The following is a 15,784-nucleotide window of genomic DNA, read 5'->3' as shown; positions in this document are numbered from 1 at the left end:
ACCCGCCTTCAGGAAATTCTTCGACATCGAAGAGATACACTACGACGGCGAGGAGGAGAAGAACCTCTCTGCAGGTGCAGACCTTGAACCAATGCCTGAGTAGTAGAAACCTTCAGGCAGCATAAAATCATTTTATAGCACATAATAACCTTTATAATATCCTTAAATTCATTTAAGTCTCATAATATGATTCACTGAATCAATGGAGGGATTCAAAAGGCTTTGTTCACCGAATAGGTTTAGTTGAGTATCATAAACTCTGGAATAAAATAGTAAAAGATAAATATACCCCGAAATAGACCTTTGCATTAATAGGGTGATTTACATGACAACCATATCGGAAGCTATCACTACCATAAAGAAGGCTGAAAATGACGCTGACAGGTTAATTCAGGAGGCCAGAGAAAAATCATCCCAGCTAATCGATGACGCCAGAACCAGGTCCAGTGAACTCCTTGAAAAGGCTGAAAGGGAGGCCAGTGAGAAGGGCGATGAGCTCATAATGGAAGCAGAGGAAAGGGCCAGAAAGGAAGCCATCAGCATTTCAGGGAAGGCAAAGCGTGAAGTGGAGACAATGAAATCAGCGGCAATGGGCAGGGTCCCTGAGGCCGCCAGCATTATCGTGAAAAGTATCTTGTAGTGTGAGTAACATGTTTCTACCGGCAAGGATGCGAAAACTCAAGATCATAACCCTGGACCAGTACTCGGATTCAGTGGTTCGGTCCTTGCATGAGGAGGGAATAACCCAGATCGATGACATCTCCGAGCGCATCCAGCAGGATGCAGAGTGGCGCCAGATCCTTAAACCATCGAGGGCAACACCATACACTGGAAGGGTGTCATCCCTCCTCATGAAGACAAGCGGTATCCTGGACTTCCTTGGCTCAGTGGCAGCCCAGGAGAAGGGCCTCAAGGATACCCTGAAGGAGTTCATCAACCCCCCAGTATTTGATAAAAGGGAGGTTGAGGAGCTGGACACAGAATCGCTCCTGGAAAGGGCCGAGGAGCTCCTGGGAACGGTCGAATCAGAGACCAGGGTTATGGAGGAAAAATTGAATGAGCTTGATTCAGAAAAAGCAAGCCTTGAATCAAGCCTGACTGTTGCAGAGAAACTGAAAGAATTTGATATTGATTTTGCCGATCTCCATGATTCAGAGTACATAACCGGAATCGCCGGGAGAATACCCACTGAAAACCTGGATGAAATCCGGGAAAAACTCTCAGAGATCACAGATGAACTGATACTCTTCGATACAGAGGGGGAAAGCAAGGCAGAGCGCATTTTGATAATAATAACCCTCAGGAAACATGGGGACAGTGTGGCATCACTCCTAAGAAGAATGGAATTTGAGAGATTCGAGATCAGCGAACTCAGCGGAAGGCCATCAGAGGTTATATCCTCCTCAGAGACACGCATTGAGGAAATCAGAAGGGAAAGAAGTGAGATCATCTCAAAGCTGAGGGAGATAAACAGTGAATGGGAGGACGAACTCCTTATCCTCAAGGAACAGCTTGAAATCGAGAAGGAGCGAAACGAGGTCTTCTCACTCTTCGGTGAAACCGAGAAGACAGTGATGCTTGAGGCATGGGTGCCCCTCAAGGAGGCTGATAGGGCCATCGAGGTTGTTGAGGAGTCATCTGAGGGCCACTGCGTCACCGAACTCGAGGAACCAAACCCTGAGGAGGTCCCGGTTCTCCTGGACAACCCCAGATTCGCCAAGCCCTACGAGAACTTCGTGGAGATGTACTCCCCACTGAAGTACAACGAGATCGACCCAACGATCTTCATGGCCTTTGTGTTCCCGTTCTTCTTCGGGTTCTGTCTCACAGATGCAGGGTACGGTATATTCGATGCACTCATAGGACTCATACTCTACCGGGGCCTTGGTAAGGTAAACCGGTTCATGAGGGACTTCGGTATAATAATGATGTCCTGTGGTGTATGGGCATTCATCCTCGGGATGGTCACCAATGGATTCATAGGGGACTTCTTCCCAAGGTTCCTGAACATTCAGCTACCAACGGTTATACCCGCCATAGACGCATTTGTGAACCCCCAGAACATACTCATAATGGCACTCACGGTTGGTGTGCTGCACATCAACTTCGGTTTAATCCTGGGGGCAAGGAACAACATAAGGCTCGGGAACATGAGGGAGGCCCTCGGGTCACAGATAGTCTGGCTGATACTTGAACTGGGTATCATCCTCTACATCTTTGGAGGGATGTTCCTGGGGGCGCCAGTGATAATCCTGGCAGCTGCAATGCTGCTCTATTACAACGGCCTCTTTGGCCTCATGGATGTATCAGGGTTCCTGGGTACACTCCTATCATATGCCAGGCTCCTGGCCCTCTGTCTATCAACAGGGGGTATAGCTATGACCGTTAACATCCTCACAGGACTGAGCTATGAGATGATACCGGTCATTGGAGTTGTTCTGGCCCCGATAATATTCGTGTTCGGGCACCTTGCCAACAACGCCTTCCAGAGCCTTGGTGCCTTCATAAACTCACTTCGTCTGCATTATGTGGAATTCTTTGCCCAGTTCTATCTGGGCGGAAAAAACAAATTCAACGCATTTCGTGCTGAAAGAAACTTCACTAAGATAAGGAGGTAAATAGAATGGTTGAAATAGCATTAGGAACTGCTTTAGCAGCAATAGGTGCTGGAGTTGCAGTAGGATTCGCAGGTCTTGGATCAGGATTAGGTCAGGGTATAGCAGCCGCAGGAAGTGTGGGTGCAGTTGCAGAGGACTCCGACATGTTTGCGAGGGGTATCATATTCTCAGCCCTGCCAGAGACACAGGCTATCTACGGTTTCCTGATTGCCATACTTCTCCTGGTGTTCTCAGGACTCCTTGGAGGAGGAAAGGGCCTGGATGTAACAGCCGGACTTGTTGCAGTGGGTGCAGGTGCAGCCATAGGATTTGCAGGTCTCGGTTCAGGTATGGGTCAGGGTATAACATCAGCATCATCAGTTGGTGCGGTTGTTGAGGACCCTGACATGTTTGCGAGGGGTATCATATTCTCAGCCCTTTCAGAGACACAGGCTATCTACGGGTTCCTGATTGCCATACTCCTCATGGTCTTCGGCGGAATACTAGGAGGCTAATTAGATGAGCTCCGGAGCCGAAAAAATTGTCTCCAGTATAATGTCAGAGGCTCAGGCAAAGGCAGACGCCATCATTCAGGAAGCTGAAAAGGAAGCCGCCGGTATACTAGAGGAAGGTGAAAAAAGGGCCAGAATGGCCAGCGAACGCATCCTGGAATCAGCCAGGAAACAGGCCGATATGAGGTACCAGCAGATAATCTCAGAGGCCAAGATGAACGCAAGGCGTGCAGAGCTGGAGGCAAGGGAAGAGGTAATACAGGAGGCCTTCAGAAAGGCCGAGGAGGAACTTGAAAACCTGGCATCCGCATCCTCAGATGAATACATCAGCGCCCTAAGGGCAATGATAAAGGAGGCCGCGGTTGAGATAGGAGGGGGCGAACTCACCGTCAGCATGAAGGAGGGTGATGACTCCCTCGACCTTGGCCTTGATAAAATCGCAGCTGAAGTGGAAGCCGAGACAGGCAAAAAGACAACCCTGGAGGTTGGAGACAGTATCAGAACCATTGGAGGAGCAGTGGTAAGGACAAAGGATGGACTGGTTGAGGTTAACAATACAGTAGAGGCCAGGATGTCCCGCTTCAGAAAGGCTCTACGTTCAGAGGTGGCCAGGGTTCTTTTCCAATGAAAGGGGAGATAACAGATGGCTGACAGCATCACAACAATTGTAACAGCGCTTGGATTCCCTTCAATAGAATCTTTTATAGGCGTACTCCTCCTTGGAGGGGCAATTATAGGTGCTATTGTTGTAATAGCAACTATAAGGCCTATATTAGATTTATTCCCCTTCGCATACCCAAACGCCAGAGTCAGGGCACGTATCGGGAGACTGATAAACGAGAAACAGCTCTCAGAGATCCTTGAGACAGAGTCAATGGAGGAGTTCAAAAACTACCTGAGAGGACTCCCCGACTATGCAGGCTACGTTGACCGCTTCCCCATTGAGAAGGCACTTGAAAGTCAGCTTGCAGAGACCTATGAGACAGTATCAAAGATAGCGCCTGCATCCATAAGGGACCCCTTCAGGGCAAACCTCAGGAAGTGGGATATAAGGAACATAAAGAGCCTCATAACAGCAAAGGACGCAGGTTTAAGTGCTGAGGAGACAGTGAACCTGATAGTACCTGCAGGGGAGATCTATGAGGTCATAGAGGGACTGGTGGATGCATCAAATGTCCAGGAGGTCGTAACAGGCCTTGAGGGAACAGAGTACGCAGAGGTACTGGAGGATGCCCTTTCCCAGTACCAGGAAACAGGTATGCTACTTCCAATTGAGGCCGCCCTCGACAGAAAATTCCTGGAGGACCTCATAAGGTCAGTTGGAAGCCCCTCAGATGACAACACAAAGATTCTGCACACCTACTTCGGTACACAGGTGGATGTGGCGAACCTCAGGATGATACTCCGTGCAAAGGCAGACGGCCTCAGCTACGATGACATAAGCCCATACATAGTACCCCAGGGCTACCAGCTGAGGGAGTGGAAGCTCAAGGACCTCATGGAGGCAGAGGACGTCAGTGGAGTTATAAGTGGCCTTGAGGGGACAGACTACGGACAGATACTATCAGAGGCACTATCAGAGTACACATCAACAGGTTCAGTGGCGGTCTTCGAGCGCGTCCTTGAGGATAACCTCAACAGAATGGCCAGGAACTTCGCACTCAAGAAGCCCTTTGGGGTGGGACCAATGATAGGATTCCTCAGCAGGAAGGAAACCGAGGTGCGAAACCTCAAGGTCATAGCAAGAAGCAAGAGGGAGCCAGGGTTCCCTGAATCAATGGTTAAGGAGATGTTGGTATGAGTTCAAATATTGCAGTGGTCGGTGACAGGGACACCGTGACAGGGTTCAGACTTGGAGGCGTCAGGGAAGGCTACATCGTGGAAACACCTGACGAGGCAGAGGAAACCATAAGGAACCTTATAGGTGAAGGCTTCTCCATAATAATTGTCACAGAAAAGATTGGGGATGAACTGAGGGAATTTATTGAGGAAACCACAAGTTCAAGCGCACTGCCAATGATAATAGAGATACCTGATAAAACAGGGCCCTCAGAACGCGAAACCGATCCACTGAGGGACCTTATTAAAAGAGTTATTGGGGTTGAGATGGTAAAATGACACAGGAAGGAAGGATTATAAAAATAGCGGGTCCTGTTATCATCGCCGAGGGGATGAGAGGATCCCAGATGTATGAAATGGTCAAGGTGGGTGAAGACAAGCTCATAGGAGAAATCATTGAACTTGAGGGTGACACAGCAACAATCCAGGTCTACGAGGAAACAGCAGGTATAAAACCTGGGGAGACCGTTGAGAGAACAGGCGGCCCTCTATCAGTGGAACTCGGGCCTGGAATACTGGGTTCAATCTTCGATGGGATACAGAGGCCCCTCGAGGATATCAAGGCACTCACCGGAGACTACATCGAGAGGGGAGTGGATGTACCATCACTCCCAAAGGATAAGAAATGGACCTTCAAGCCACTGGCCAGGGAGGGTCAGATGGTTAAGGGTGGGGACATAATCGGTGAGGTGGAGGAGACCTCCTCAATAACCCACAAGATAATGATCCCACCAAACGTTGAGGGTAAACTCACAGGGATAGTTCCCCAGGGCGAATACACGGTCCTTGATGATATAGCAGAGGTGGAAACCGATAAGGGCACCGTTAAGGTGCAGATGCTCCAGAAGTGGCCTGTGAGGAAGGGCCGACCATACAAAAGGAAACTTGACCCTGACGTCCCCCTCATAACAGGTCAGAGGGCACAGGACACATTCTTCTCAGTCGCCAAGGGCGGTACAGCAGCAATACCAGGGCCATTCGGTTCAGGTAAAACCGTTACCCAGCAGCAGCTTGCAAAATGGGCCGACGCAGACATAATCGTCTACGTTGGATGCGGTGAAAGGGGTAACGAGATGACAGAGGTCCTTAAGGAATTCCCTGAACTGGAGGACCCAAAGACAGGTAACCCCCTCATGGACAGGACTGTTCTCATAGCAAACACATCAAACATGCCTGTGGCTGCAAGGGAGGCCTGTGTGTACACAAGTATAACCATAGCAGAGTACTTCAGGGACATGGGATACGATGTTGCGCTCATGGCCGACTCCACATCAAGGTGGGCAGAGGCCATGAGGGAGATCTCAGGAAGGCTCGAGGAGATGCCCGGTGAAGAGGGATACCCTGCGTACCTGGCATCCAGGCTCGCCCAGTTCTATGAGCGTGCAGGAAGGGTTACAACCGTGGGTTCAGAGGACAAGGTTGCATCCGTGTCAGTCGTCGGTGCGGTTTCACCACCAGGTGGGGACCTCTCAGAGCCTGTCACACAGAACACACTCAGGATCTGTAAGGTTTTCTGGGCACTTGACGCATCCCTTGCAGACAAGCGTCACTTCCCATCCATTGACTGGCTCCAGAGCTACTCACTCTACGTTGACAGCGTCGAGGAATGGTGGGCCAAAAACGTTGACCCTGAATGGAGGGCCACAAGGGACGAGGCAATGGCACTCCTCCAGAAGGAGGCAGAACTCCAGGAGATCGTCCAGCTTGTGGGACCCGACGCACTTCCAGACAGGGAGAGGATAACCCTGGAGACAACAAGGATGATAAGGGAGGACTTCCTCCAGCAGAACGCCTACCATGAGGTTGACACATACTGCTCACCATCAAAGCAGTTTGAGATGCTAAGGACAATCATAATGTTCCACAGGAACGCAACAGCAGCACTTGAGAAGGGTGCGCCAGCAGCGGACATCATAGCCCTCCCCGTCAAGGAGGACATAGGGCGTATGAAGTACATACCTGAAGACGAATTCCCGGCAAGAATCAAGGAGATCCAGGAAAGGATCGTCAAGGAATGTGGTGAGGTGTGAAGATGAACGTTAACATCAAAACCCGAGAATACACCACCGTCACAGAGGTTTCAGGGCCTCTGATGATCGTTGAGGGTGTTGAAGGGGTTGCCTACAGTGAGATAGTGGAGATTGAAACACCCACAGGTGAGAAGAGAAGGGGACAGGTCCTTGAGGTAAAGGAGGACCTGGCTGTCGTCCAGGTCTTTGAGGGTACAAGTGACCTCAACACAGAGACCACAAAGATAAGGTTCACAGGTGAAACAGCCAAGATCGGCGTATCCCTTGACATGATGGGCCGTATATTCGACGGTACAGGGAAACCAATAGACGGCGGCCCTGAGATAATCCCTGAGAAGGAACTCGACATCAACGGTAGCCCAATGAACCCCGCTGCAAGGGAGTTCCCTGCGGAGTTCATACAGACAGGTATATCAACCATAGACGGGATGAACACCCTTGTTAGGGGTCAGAAACTCCCGATATTCTCAGGTTCAGGGCTTCCACACAACGAACTGGCCGCACAGATCGCAAGGCAGGCGAAGGTGCTTGCAGAGGAGAGCGAATTTGCGGTTATCTTTGCAGCGATGGGTATCACCCACGAAGAGGCAAACTACTTCATGAGGGACTTCGAGAGGACAGGCGCCCTTGAAAGGGTTACAGTGTTCATGAACCTGGCAGACGACCCTGCCATTGAGCGTATCATCACCCCGAGGATGGCGCTGACAACAGCAGAATACTTTGCCTTTGAACACGACATGCACGTGCTTGTTATCCTCACCGACCTTACAAACTACTGTGAGGCCCTCAGGGAGATATCAGCTGCAAGGGAGGAGGTCCCCGGCCGAAGGGGTTACCCCGGTTACATGTACACTGACCTTGCAAGCCTCTATGAGAGGGCAGGCCGTATAGTTGGCAAGGAGGGGTCAATCACCCAGATGCCAATACTTGTGATGCCACAGGACGACATCACCCACCCGATACCTGACCTCACCGGTTACATCACAGAGGGCCAGATAGTGCTGAGCTGTGACCTCCACCGTAAGGGTATATACCCACCTGTGGATGTGCTGCCATCACTATCAAGGCTCATGAGTGGTGGTATCGGCGAGGGAAGGACACGTGAGGACCACAGTGGTGTCTCTGATCAGCTCTACAGTGCCTACGCTGAGGGTCGTGATTTAAGGGACCTCATGGCTGTTGTGGGTGAGGAGGCCCTCACAGAGAGGGACAGGAAGTTCCTCAAATTCGCTGATGAATTCGAGAAACGCTTCATCACCCAGGCACGTGATGAGGACCGCTCCATAGAGGAGACCCTCAACCTTGGCTGGGAGCTCCTGTCACTCCTCCCGAGGTCCGAACTCAAGAGGGTCCGCGAGGAGCACATACCCAAGTACCTCCCGGGTGCCGAATAAACACCCAACATATTTTTTCAGGAGAGGTAGCAGATGGCACAGGAAATGATTGAGGGAATCAACCCCACAAGGATGGAGCTCCTGAAACTCAAGCAGCGGGAGAAACTCGCTGTTAAGGGTTACAGTCTCCTCAAGGAGAAGAGGAACGCCCTTATTATGGAGTTCTTCAACATCCTTGAGAGGGTTAAGGGTTCCCGTGAAAAGGTGGAGGAGCACCTCAGGGAGGCCTTCATGGACCTCACAGAGGCCCAGGTACTCATGGGTGATGCCGCGGTTGAGAGGGCCGCCATGTCAGTGAGGGAGTCGGTGGAGGTTGACATAGACTCAAGGAGCATAATGGGTGTCGTGGTCCCTGTTGTGGATGCCCGTTCAACCAGGAGGACTGTGGTTGAGCGTGGCTATGGTCTTGTGGATACATCGGTCAAGCTTGACGAGGCAGCCAGTAAATTCGAGGAGTCCCTGGCACTCATAATAGAACTCGGTGAAATCGAGAAGACCATAAGGCTCCTTGCCGGTGAGATAGAGTCAACCAAGCGAAGGGTCAACGCCCTTGAACACATCATAATTCCGAGACTCAAGAACACCGTCAAGTACATTGAGATGAGGCTCGAGGAGATGGAGAGGGAGAACTTCGTCAGGTTGAAGATGATCAAGAAATCCATGGAGATGGAGTGATGGTTAGGATACTTACAAGGCTCGGGCAGGTCCGTGAGGCCGAGGAGAGGTATAAGAGGGAGCTCGTGGACTTTAAGATGGGTGAGGTCTACGGCAACCTCAGGGCCATCATTGCAGATGAGGATGTTGAGGTGAGGGCCGGCGAGGCAAAACCCGTGAAGATAAAGGAGATCAGCATACCAGCAAATCACATAGTCTTCATGTGTGCCTACGCCACAAACCCCCTGGGTCATCCAATAGCGGCCGGGGAGGAGACACCCCTACCAATAAGCATGGACCGTAAGGCTGACCATGCGACCTTTGTGGCTGCAGTGGATGGAAAGATAAGCAGGAACGACCTCCTGGGAGTCCTCATAATCCTCCCTGTTGAGCTAACCCACTAAATATTTTTTTAATTTTAAAAAAAGGGTTTTTTGGTCTAGGGTAAAGGGATCTTTTTATCTGGGATTTTAAAAGGGTTTTTTATCAATCTACTGACTTATGGTGTGAAAAGGATCCTTTATCCAAAAAACGACTTTATTGAATCATAGAGTTCGATCATCAGGTCCTCGGTGTACTCAAGGAGTTCCTCTGTGTACTCAAGGAGTCCCCTGTATGTCTCGACAAGCGCTTCGCGGTTTCTCTGGAGCTGTCTCATGGCCTTTGCCTGTGCAGCCGCAGGGTTACCTGTTATTATCCTTTTAAACCTGGACGAGTTCTCCTTGAGGTCCTCAACCTCACTTCTTATCTCTGCCATCCGATCCAGGTAGTAGCGTTCAGTCCCCCGGATATCCCTCTTTATCCGCTTCTGGATCTCAAGTAACTGTTCTCTCCTCTCAGTGAGTTCCATGAGGGACTTCCTGGTTGATGCTATGGTTGATGTGTCGATTTCACTGAAATCTGCAAGTTCCATGAGGATGCTCTGGTATTCATCTGGATCCATCACCCACCACCCGTCAGCCAAACTGGATCCTTACCTCTATCAGGCCGTCACTGACACGGGTCTCGGTTTCAATCTCCTCGTTCTCCTTTTCAATTTCACGTATACGGTAGAATATGTTGGTAAGGGCACCTGTCCGGAATACACCTGTCCTGTTCTCGGGCTTGGAGGATATGAGGAGGATTGAAACACCATCATCTGTGATCTTAACGTTGTAGTTAACCCCATTTATGTATATGCCATCGGAGAGTCTCAGAAGAAGTTTTATGTACTTTATAGGGAGTCCGCTGCTGCTTATTATCTCCTTTATCTTATCATTTTCCCTGCACTGCTCTATATCAATATCCAAGGTCCACCCTCCATCCAGTTAAGATATTAATCTTTTATAGAATATAAAACATAGCCTATACGATGAGAGGTGACAGGTCAGACAGGCTCATAAAGAAGGAGATCTTCAACCTCAACAGGCACCTCCCCTCCAGGAGAAAGACCCTGGAGGAGCTCCTGGGGGAGGATAAACCCCACGTCCTGGGTTCTGATGGTACCAGGCACAGGTTCAAATGGGCTGAACTCGAGGAGCTCAGGGACATGCTGACACCCCAGGAGGCACGCCGTTTGAGGTTACCCATCTACATTGAAATAGAATCGGATACATCAGGTGCAAGGATAGCAGGTGAGGTTGAGGTTAAGGTGGTCAGTGAGGTTCTTGGGAGGAACGATGAGGGGGATGAAATCTACATTTACAGGCCCGAGATCAGGGTGCTGAGGGCACGGTTTCCAACGGCAACACAGTACATATTCCTTGTGAGGGAATTTTAAGGGAGGTTGATGATATGAGTAAGGATCCGCTTAAGGAGTACCTTAAGGACCCGGATAGAAGGGCTAAACTCTTCCTTTTAATGACAGGTGGCATGATTCTGAGCACAGTGCTCATCACCATAGGCACCATAATGCTGATACTCCTGCTTCTCGGCATAATATAATTAGGTTTCAGTTTTTCTGACCATGGAGCACCTTAGGAGTTCCCTATTTTTTCTGTTTGGTGGCTAGAGGGGTTTCAGTTTTTTTCTGACCATGGAGCACCTCATTGATGCAACTGAAAGCGCCCTTTCAGGGTTTTCATCTGCAGCCATCACAGTTACGAGGGGCTCGCCCTCCTCAACTATTGCACCAGGGAATGGGATGTCATGGACCCCCCTGATTTTCATATCACCCACCATGCACCTTGAGGGGGCATAGAGTATCCTCTTAACAGCATACCTGAGAGGGTCTGATTTTTCAATGAGCTCACCCATACACGCCATTATATGGGCTTCAGCCATGTTTATACCCAGAGATGCCTCGGCACACTCAAATGTCCCCTGTATGCGGGGGTTCACCTCCACAACATAAAGATCAGAGCCCTGCATGATGAAGTCAACACCATTGGAGCCCCTGAGTGAGAGGTCAAGTATGAGGTCCTCTGCCATCTCCTCAATCACACCACGGGGTCCCGGTGTCATGTTACCTGCGTAGATGAACTGGCCCTCAAATCCAGGGATGTCCCTTTTGATGATCTGCCTGCTTGTGAGGATGGTCATTGCCTCGGAGCCCGTTGATAGCACCGAGGCACTCACAGGTACGCCCTCAATGTACTCCTGCAGCAGGAACTCGCCACTGGCCTCATGGAAATCCATGACACCGAAGCCCCCGGCACCCCTCACAGGCTTTATGAGGTACCTCTTCTCATCACAGGATACAATCTCCAGTGCTTCCTGGGGGTCAGTGATGAGGTGGGTCTCTGGAGTGGGGTATGAGTTCTTTATCCTCTGGTAGAGGCGGTACTTGTCCTCCACGTGGTCTGCATGTGGGTTACCCAGCACCTTATCCTCTGGAAGTCCAGGGGCCCCTGTCAGGGGTATTATGCCATCAGCCCTTTCTATAAAATCAGATGCTGCTTCAAGGAGTTTCTCTGTAGTGAAGTTCTCCTGGAACCTGCCGCAGCTTTCACCGCTCTGCTCCTGGAGGATGCACCTCCTCTCTGTGTATCCACGGAAGTCCAGTGTGCAGTAGTAGGATGCAGAGTAGACAGTGTAACCAGCCCTGAAGGCTGATTCAGCAACGGGTCTTGTGTTTACGCCTATTATGAGGAGTTCTTCCATTCCAGACACAGAATAAGTTGATTTGATAGTCCCGAGCGGAGTCGAACCGCTGTCGCCGGGTCCAAAGCCCAGCAGGATTACCACTACCCCACGGGACTATGACAGTTAATAGGTGGTGAGGTTCATAATAAATAGGTTTCGATAAAGGGGGGTTGGGGGGATAGTCCCGAGCGGAGTCGAACCGCTATCGATGGATCCAGAGTCCATCAGGATTGCCATTACCCCACGGGACTGTATGTGAAAAACAGTTCATATCGGCAAGATAAGTGTTAAGTGGAAGCCATATAAATAGTTTGCGGTTCTGTTTGAGGTTGAAAAAATAAAGTTAGAATGGTTGGAAGACCTGGCATGGCTGGTCCAATAATTAGAATGGTGAGAAGACCCCTATGAATACCAGCCAGGCCAGTATGGTCTTGGCAACGAGGCTCAGTATGATGTACACCCGCTCACCGTAGAGGTAGTCCCTCCACTTACCGACACCCTTGTACTGGAGCAGCATGTTGATGGAGAACGTGTTGAACATCACAAAGTAGAGTAGGAGTGCAAGGTACACGAAGTCAGGTGGCTGGGTCTCTGATGAACCAAGGGCCGCCACAAAGTATGCTGCAATGACGATCCAGGGCGTGAAACCAGCTATACAGCCAAGCAGGTAGGGTGACCAGTCGATCTTCTCGGTGTACTGGTTGATCTTCTCCATGAGGTAACCGAACATTATCATTGAGGCATTCAGCACAAAGATCATCACAAGTGACCAGAGGTCCCATACACCCACAAAGGTGGCCAGTATGACGATCATTATTGAACTGGAGAAGGCATACTCGTACCAGCGGTAGGGGTTCATCCCCCTCTTGAGGTTCTCAACGTAACTCTCATTCCTGAGGAAGGCTATGGTGAAGTGTGCAACCGCGGAGATCAGGAGGAAGGATGCGAGTATCACCCCCAGGTAACTCACAGTGAAAGCCACCTCCGGGTTCGGGAGCACCTGGAAGGACGGTGGGTTCAGGGATATGACCTTGAACTTCAGGTAGAAGGTGTATATGTCCCTGTCCCAGGTCAGAAGGTAGCCCAGTGCAACCATCAGGAGACCCTGCAGGAGGTGCAGTGTCCCGGCCGCAATGTTCAGTTTACGGAGTCCCTCAAAGCTTATAGGGGACCTTTCAATCATTTTAAGTCTTTCAACATTATCCATAAAACAACCCCCAAATTTATTATATTTCTTAAATTATTTTAACATTTTGGAATCTGGGGGCTGAAAAGGGGGAAGTTGCTCCAGAACCTTTATTTTAATATTTTGTAATGTGGGGGTTGAAAAAAAGAAGGGAGGTTACCCCAGGAATCTCCTCTGGCTTGCAGCCTCAAGTATGAGTTCCTGAAGGTTGGCAGTCCTGTTAACCCTGAGGGCCCTTATGATTTCATCAGTGACCCTCCTGTGGTCCTCATCATATTCAGGTTCAAGGTACTCCTCAACCGCAGATTTAACCTCAGGGCTGAGGAATGGCGAGTCAGGGTTGGCGTACCTTGCGGCATCTCCAAGGTCACGCCTGAGGCCAGGGTAGACATCCTCTATGAATTCAATGTCACCAGAGGACAGTGCATTGAAGCCCAGAAGCTCAGGTGGAACTCCCAGGGAGTAAAGGGCTGCGGTGAATGTTATTGCCCTTGGGAGTGAAACGTTACCCATACTCCTGGCATATCCGAAGAGTCCAATGTGGAGTTTCCTCTTCCTTCTGCCCGGGACGTACCTTGCAACCCTGTTTATGATATCCACCAGGTCCATGACCTGCCTCCGGTACTCCCGGCAGTAGTCTGAGATGATCTCAAGGGCACTTTCAGTCTCAATATCAGATGCCCTACCTGGTTTCGCTGATCTCAGCTCTCTTATCCCCTTTATGACCTCTGCTGGTTCATGGTCGTACTTGAAGGATGACTGGACAGTGAAGGTGTATGCACCGCTGTATTCCCCTGTAACGTCCCTCACATTATCCGGCCTGAGGTTTCCCCTGAATGGGGCTGACCCCATACCTATGATCGGGTAGAGTTTAACCCCGGTCTCCTCCTCGAGGTTCCTGAAGTCTCTGAGTGCTATCCTGTTGATTACTGTGGCTGATATAATTCCGTAGTTCATTGCCGGGTCGGATCTCGCAAGGAAGACCCTCTGCCCTGTGAGGTCCTTACCTTCAAGGTACTCGGCTGTTATACGGGCTGCGTTGAGCATCCCCTCATGGTCCTCAAAGAGGGGTATAACATTGATTTCATCGGGTCTGAACTCCCCGATCCACTCCTTGACTGTTACTCCATCTGCAAGCTGCAGCCTCTCCTTGCCCTTCACAAAGTCCCGGTAGTAGCTGTGGATCCTGTTGAGGCAGCTGCTGGAGGAGGTCATGGGTAGTATGACCTCGAATACAGGGGTTGCTTCCATTCCGTAGAAGAGGCTTGCGGTGTCATAGGATCTCGGTATGCTCTCAAGGGTCTCCAGGAGTATCTTGGCCTCGGCCCTCTCCACCGTGGGGTTAGGGACCCTCAGGGTTAACCTGAGGTCCTCCCCCAGAACATGATCCTGGAAGAAGGCCTGGTACTTTGTGAGGAGCTTCTTAACGACGTAGTTGTCAACCTCCTTGCCCTCACAGTCCCACATCTGCTCATCACACCCCAGGTGTGAGAATACATAGTAGGCCTCCCTGATTTCATCTTCACCACCGAGTTCAGGTTCTGCTGCAAAGAACGGCGGGTTCACATTGTCTGGATGCTGTGTACTCATGCATCTTGGAACCTTCATGTTTAACACTCCAGGAGTGATATTGTTGATTGGGATATAATAATATTCTGTCTCAATTACATGAAACTAGAACCTTTATTATCTCAAGAAACGGGACTTGCCGTTCTTTTAACTGAAGGAGATATAAAATGAGTATGTTCAATATAGATGGTAGCGGGAGTAGGTATGAGGTTATATACAGGAGTGTTGAGAACCCACGAATAGAACTCAGATTCGACAGCATACGACTCATACTCCCAAAGGATTTCAGGGGAAAGCCAGAGGATCTCCTCCTATCCAAAAGGGACTGGATCGAGAGAAAACTACATGAGCATGAGGAGATGCTGAGGGTTGCATCCGGCTTTGAACTTCAAAGACGATGTGAGTATGAGTTCAGATCCCTTGTCCTGGGATTCCTTGACCATTATTCAGATGAGCTTGGCGTGACGTATGGGAGGGTCAGGTTCAGGGGGATGAGGTCAAGGTGGGGTAGCTGCAGCTCCCGCGGTAACCTGAGCTTCAACACACTACTCTCATACCTCCCTGATGAACTGGTGGAGTACGTGGTTCTCCATGAACTTGCACATAGGCTGGAGATGAACCACAGCAGGAGGTTCTGGGGGATCCTTGAGTATTACATTCCTGACTGGGGGGAGCGTAGGGAGATTCTGCGGCATTACTGGGTGCGGCTGCACCTTGAGGGGCTCACTGACTAGCAGGTCACGTGGATTATGGCTGCAACCCTTCTACCCCTTCTCTTCTCATCATTGTACCTTTCTATGGCTTCACATGTTGGAAGTACCACAGCAGATCTGAATTCGGTTTCAAGGGCACCGTGGACACCTGAACCTATGATTATACAGTCAGGCTTTTCAGCTTTAAGCTCCTCAAGTTCCTCCTCTGCCATGAGGTGTGAGGTTCC

At 50.2% G+C, this 15,784-nt stretch carries 19 protein-coding genes and 2 tRNA genes; 13 read left to right on the top strand and 8 right to left on the bottom strand.

Annotation, left to right across the window (positions count from 1 at the left end):
* Positions 1-325: 325 nt before the first annotated feature.
* From ahaH to L5462_RS06655, 10 genes are read left to right on the top strand one after another with little or no spacing between them, the layout of a single operon-like run.
* The gene (ahaH, locus tag L5462_RS06700) at positions 326-640 is read left to right on the top strand and encodes an ATP synthase archaeal subunit H (RefSeq protein ID WP_237780012.1); all 315 of its coding nucleotides are present in this window, start codon (positions 326-328) and stop codon (positions 638-640) included.
* A 10-nt stretch (positions 641-650) separates the two neighbouring features.
* Positions 651-2,618, top strand: coding sequence for a V-type ATP synthase subunit I (locus L5462_RS06695; RefSeq protein WP_237780011.1), 1,968 nt, complete (start codon positions 651-653; stop codon positions 2,616-2,618).
* Positions 2,619-2,623: 5 nt separating this feature from the next.
* Entirely contained in the window at positions 2,624-3,112 is a 489-nt protein-coding gene (locus tag L5462_RS06690; protein ID WP_013296144.1) for an ATP synthase subunit K, read from the top strand.
* 4 nt (positions 3,113-3,116) lie between these two features.
* On the top strand, positions 3,117-3,737 hold the full coding sequence (locus L5462_RS06685) for a V-type proton ATPase subunit E (protein WP_237780010.1): 621 nt from the start codon (positions 3,117-3,119) through the stop codon (positions 3,735-3,737).
* A 15-nt stretch (positions 3,738-3,752) separates the two neighbouring features.
* Positions 3,753-4,910, top strand: a complete 1,158-nt coding sequence (locus L5462_RS06680) for a V-type ATP synthase subunit C (RefSeq protein WP_237780009.1) — start codon at positions 3,753-3,755, stop codon at positions 4,908-4,910.
* Complete coding sequence (locus L5462_RS06675) at positions 4,907-5,227, top strand: V-type ATP synthase subunit F (RefSeq protein WP_237780008.1); 321 nt, start codon at positions 4,907-4,909, stop codon at positions 5,225-5,227. Before L5462_RS06680 ends, L5462_RS06675 begins: the two co-directional genes overlap by 4 nt.
* Positions 5,224-6,978, top strand: coding sequence for an ATP synthase subunit A (locus L5462_RS06670; protein WP_237780007.1), 1,755 nt, complete (start codon positions 5,224-5,226; stop codon positions 6,976-6,978). The genes L5462_RS06675 and L5462_RS06670 overlap by 4 nt, the downstream gene beginning before the upstream one ends.
* A gap of 2 nt (positions 6,979-6,980) precedes the next feature.
* Positions 6,981-8,372 (top strand): ATP synthase subunit B, encoded by a 1,392-nt coding sequence (locus L5462_RS06665; protein WP_237780006.1) that lies wholly within the window; start codon positions 6,981-6,983, stop codon positions 8,370-8,372.
* A 33-nt stretch (positions 8,373-8,405) separates the two neighbouring features.
* Positions 8,406-9,047: a V-type ATP synthase subunit D gene (locus L5462_RS06660; protein WP_237780005.1), complete on the top strand. Its 642-nt coding sequence runs from the start codon at positions 8,406-8,408 to the stop codon at positions 9,045-9,047.
* The gene (locus L5462_RS06655; RefSeq protein ID WP_237780004.1) at positions 9,047-9,430 is read left to right on the top strand and encodes a DUF22 domain-containing protein; all 384 of its coding nucleotides are present in this window, start codon (positions 9,047-9,049) and stop codon (positions 9,428-9,430) included. The genes L5462_RS06660 and L5462_RS06655 overlap by 1 nt, the downstream gene beginning before the upstream one ends.
* 116 nt (positions 9,431-9,546) lie before the next feature.
* Here L5462_RS06655 and L5462_RS06650 read toward each other — a convergent pair whose 3' ends face one another.
* The gene (locus tag L5462_RS06650; RefSeq protein WP_237780003.1) at positions 9,547-9,969 is read right to left on the bottom strand and encodes a hypothetical protein; all 423 of its coding nucleotides are present in this window, start codon (positions 9,967-9,969) and stop codon (positions 9,547-9,549) included.
* Positions 9,970-9,982: 13 nt separating this feature from the next.
* Positions 9,983-10,315 carry a hypothetical protein gene (locus L5462_RS06645; protein ID WP_237780002.1) on the bottom strand — a complete coding sequence of 111 codons (333 nt, stop codon included), beginning with the start codon at positions 10,313-10,315 and terminating at the stop codon, positions 9,983-9,985.
* Positions 10,316-10,377: 62 nt separating this feature from the next.
* On the opposite strand from L5462_RS06645, the gene L5462_RS06640 reads away from it, so the two are divergent.
* Positions 10,378-10,785 (top strand): DUF61 family protein, encoded by a 408-nt coding sequence (locus tag L5462_RS06640; RefSeq protein ID WP_237780001.1) that lies wholly within the window; start codon positions 10,378-10,380, stop codon positions 10,783-10,785.
* A 14-nt stretch (positions 10,786-10,799) separates the two neighbouring features.
* Complete coding sequence (locus L5462_RS06635; RefSeq protein WP_237780000.1) at positions 10,800-10,949, top strand: hypothetical protein; 150 nt, start codon at positions 10,800-10,802, stop codon at positions 10,947-10,949.
* 63 nt (positions 10,950-11,012) lie between these two features.
* On the opposite strand, the gene L5462_RS06630 is transcribed toward L5462_RS06635, so the two are convergent.
* From L5462_RS06630 to ppcA, 5 genes are all read right to left on the bottom strand, one after another.
* Positions 11,013-12,107 carry an ATP-grasp domain-containing protein gene (locus L5462_RS06630; RefSeq protein WP_237779999.1) on the bottom strand — a complete coding sequence of 365 codons (1,095 nt, stop codon included), beginning with the start codon at positions 12,105-12,107 and terminating at the stop codon, positions 11,013-11,015.
* Between the two features lie 26 nt (positions 12,108-12,133).
* Positions 12,134-12,205, bottom strand: a tRNA-Gln gene (locus L5462_RS06625).
* A 63-nt stretch (positions 12,206-12,268) separates the two neighbouring features.
* Positions 12,269-12,340, bottom strand: a tRNA-Gln gene (locus tag L5462_RS06620).
* Positions 12,341-12,471: 131 nt separating this feature from the next.
* Positions 12,472-13,296 (bottom strand): heliorhodopsin HeR, encoded by an 825-nt coding sequence (heR, locus tag L5462_RS06615; protein WP_237779998.1) that lies wholly within the window; start codon positions 13,294-13,296, stop codon positions 12,472-12,474.
* Between the two features lie 135 nt (positions 13,297-13,431).
* On the bottom strand, positions 13,432-14,883 hold the full coding sequence (gene ppcA, locus L5462_RS06610) for a phosphoenolpyruvate carboxylase (RefSeq protein WP_237779997.1): 1,452 nt from the start codon (positions 14,881-14,883) through the stop codon (positions 13,432-13,434).
* Positions 14,884-15,011: 128 nt separating this feature from the next.
* Between ppcA and L5462_RS06605 the strand changes: the two genes are divergently transcribed.
* Positions 15,012-15,578 carry a M48 family metallopeptidase gene (locus tag L5462_RS06605; RefSeq protein ID WP_237779996.1) on the top strand — a complete coding sequence of 189 codons (567 nt, stop codon included), beginning with the start codon at positions 15,012-15,014 and terminating at the stop codon, positions 15,576-15,578.
* Here the strand turns inward: L5462_RS06605 and L5462_RS06600 are convergent.
* A complete protein-coding gene (locus tag L5462_RS06600) occupies positions 15,575-15,769 on the bottom strand; it encodes a hypothetical protein (protein WP_237779995.1) in 195 nt (64 codons plus the stop codon). The genes L5462_RS06605 and L5462_RS06600 overlap by 4 nt on opposite strands.
* Positions 15,770-15,784 lie beyond the last annotated feature (15 nt).

The organism is Methanothermobacter sp. K4, assembly GCF_022014235.1.
Taxonomy (GTDB): Archaea; Methanobacteriota; Methanobacteria; order Methanobacteriales; family Methanothermobacteraceae; genus Methanothermobacter.
Note: the sequence above shows the minus strand (reverse complement) of the source record. Positions and strands in the feature narration are given on the sequence as shown.

What these genes read in the sequence shown, in the direction of transcription:
- ahaH (WP_237780012.1), top strand. Translation starts at nt 326, where the DNA reads ATGACAACCATATCGGAAGCTATCACTACCATAAAGAAGGCTGAAAAT.
- L5462_RS06695 (WP_237780011.1), top strand. Translation starts at nt 651, where the DNA reads ATGTTTCTACCGGCAAGGATGCGAAAACTCAAGATCATAACCCTGGAC.
- L5462_RS06690 (WP_013296144.1), top strand. Translation starts at nt 2,624, where the DNA reads ATGGTTGAAATAGCATTAGGAACTGCTTTAGCAGCAATAGGTGCTGGA.
- L5462_RS06685 (WP_237780010.1), top strand. Translation starts at nt 3,117, where the DNA reads ATGAGCTCCGGAGCCGAAAAAATTGTCTCCAGTATAATGTCAGAGGCT.
- L5462_RS06680 (WP_237780009.1), top strand. Translation starts at nt 3,753, where the DNA reads ATGGCTGACAGCATCACAACAATTGTAACAGCGCTTGGATTCCCTTCA.
- L5462_RS06675 (WP_237780008.1), top strand. Translation starts at nt 4,907, where the DNA reads ATGAGTTCAAATATTGCAGTGGTCGGTGACAGGGACACCGTGACAGGG.
- L5462_RS06670 (WP_237780007.1), top strand. Translation starts at nt 5,224, where the DNA reads ATGACACAGGAAGGAAGGATTATAAAAATAGCGGGTCCTGTTATCATC.
- L5462_RS06665 (WP_237780006.1), top strand. Translation starts at nt 6,981, where the DNA reads ATGAACGTTAACATCAAAACCCGAGAATACACCACCGTCACAGAGGTT.
- L5462_RS06660 (WP_237780005.1), top strand. Translation starts at nt 8,406, where the DNA reads ATGGCACAGGAAATGATTGAGGGAATCAACCCCACAAGGATGGAGCTC.
- L5462_RS06655 (WP_237780004.1), top strand. Translation starts at nt 9,047, where the DNA reads ATGGTTAGGATACTTACAAGGCTCGGGCAGGTCCGTGAGGCCGAGGAG.
- L5462_RS06650 (WP_237780003.1), bottom strand. Translation starts at nt 9,969, where the DNA reads ATGGATCCAGATGAATACCAGAGCATCCTCATGGAACTTGCAGATTTC.
- L5462_RS06640 (WP_237780001.1), top strand. Translation starts at nt 10,378, where the DNA reads ATGAGAGGTGACAGGTCAGACAGGCTCATAAAGAAGGAGATCTTCAAC.
- L5462_RS06635 (WP_237780000.1), top strand. Translation starts at nt 10,800, where the DNA reads ATGAGTAAGGATCCGCTTAAGGAGTACCTTAAGGACCCGGATAGAAGG.
- L5462_RS06630 (WP_237779999.1), bottom strand. Translation starts at nt 12,107, where the DNA reads ATGGAAGAACTCCTCATAATAGGCGTAAACACAAGACCCGTTGCTGAA.
- heR (WP_237779998.1), bottom strand. Translation starts at nt 13,296, where the DNA reads ATGGATAATGTTGAAAGACTTAAAATGATTGAAAGGTCCCCTATAAGC.
- ppcA (WP_237779997.1), bottom strand. Translation starts at nt 14,883, where the DNA reads ATGAAGGTTCCAAGATGCATGAGTACACAGCATCCAGACAATGTGAAC.
- L5462_RS06605 (WP_237779996.1), top strand. Translation starts at nt 15,012, where the DNA reads ATGAGTATGTTCAATATAGATGGTAGCGGGAGTAGGTATGAGGTTATA.
- L5462_RS06600 (WP_237779995.1), bottom strand. Translation starts at nt 15,769, where the DNA reads ATGGCAGAGGAGGAACTTGAGGAGCTTAAAGCTGAAAAGCCTGACTGT.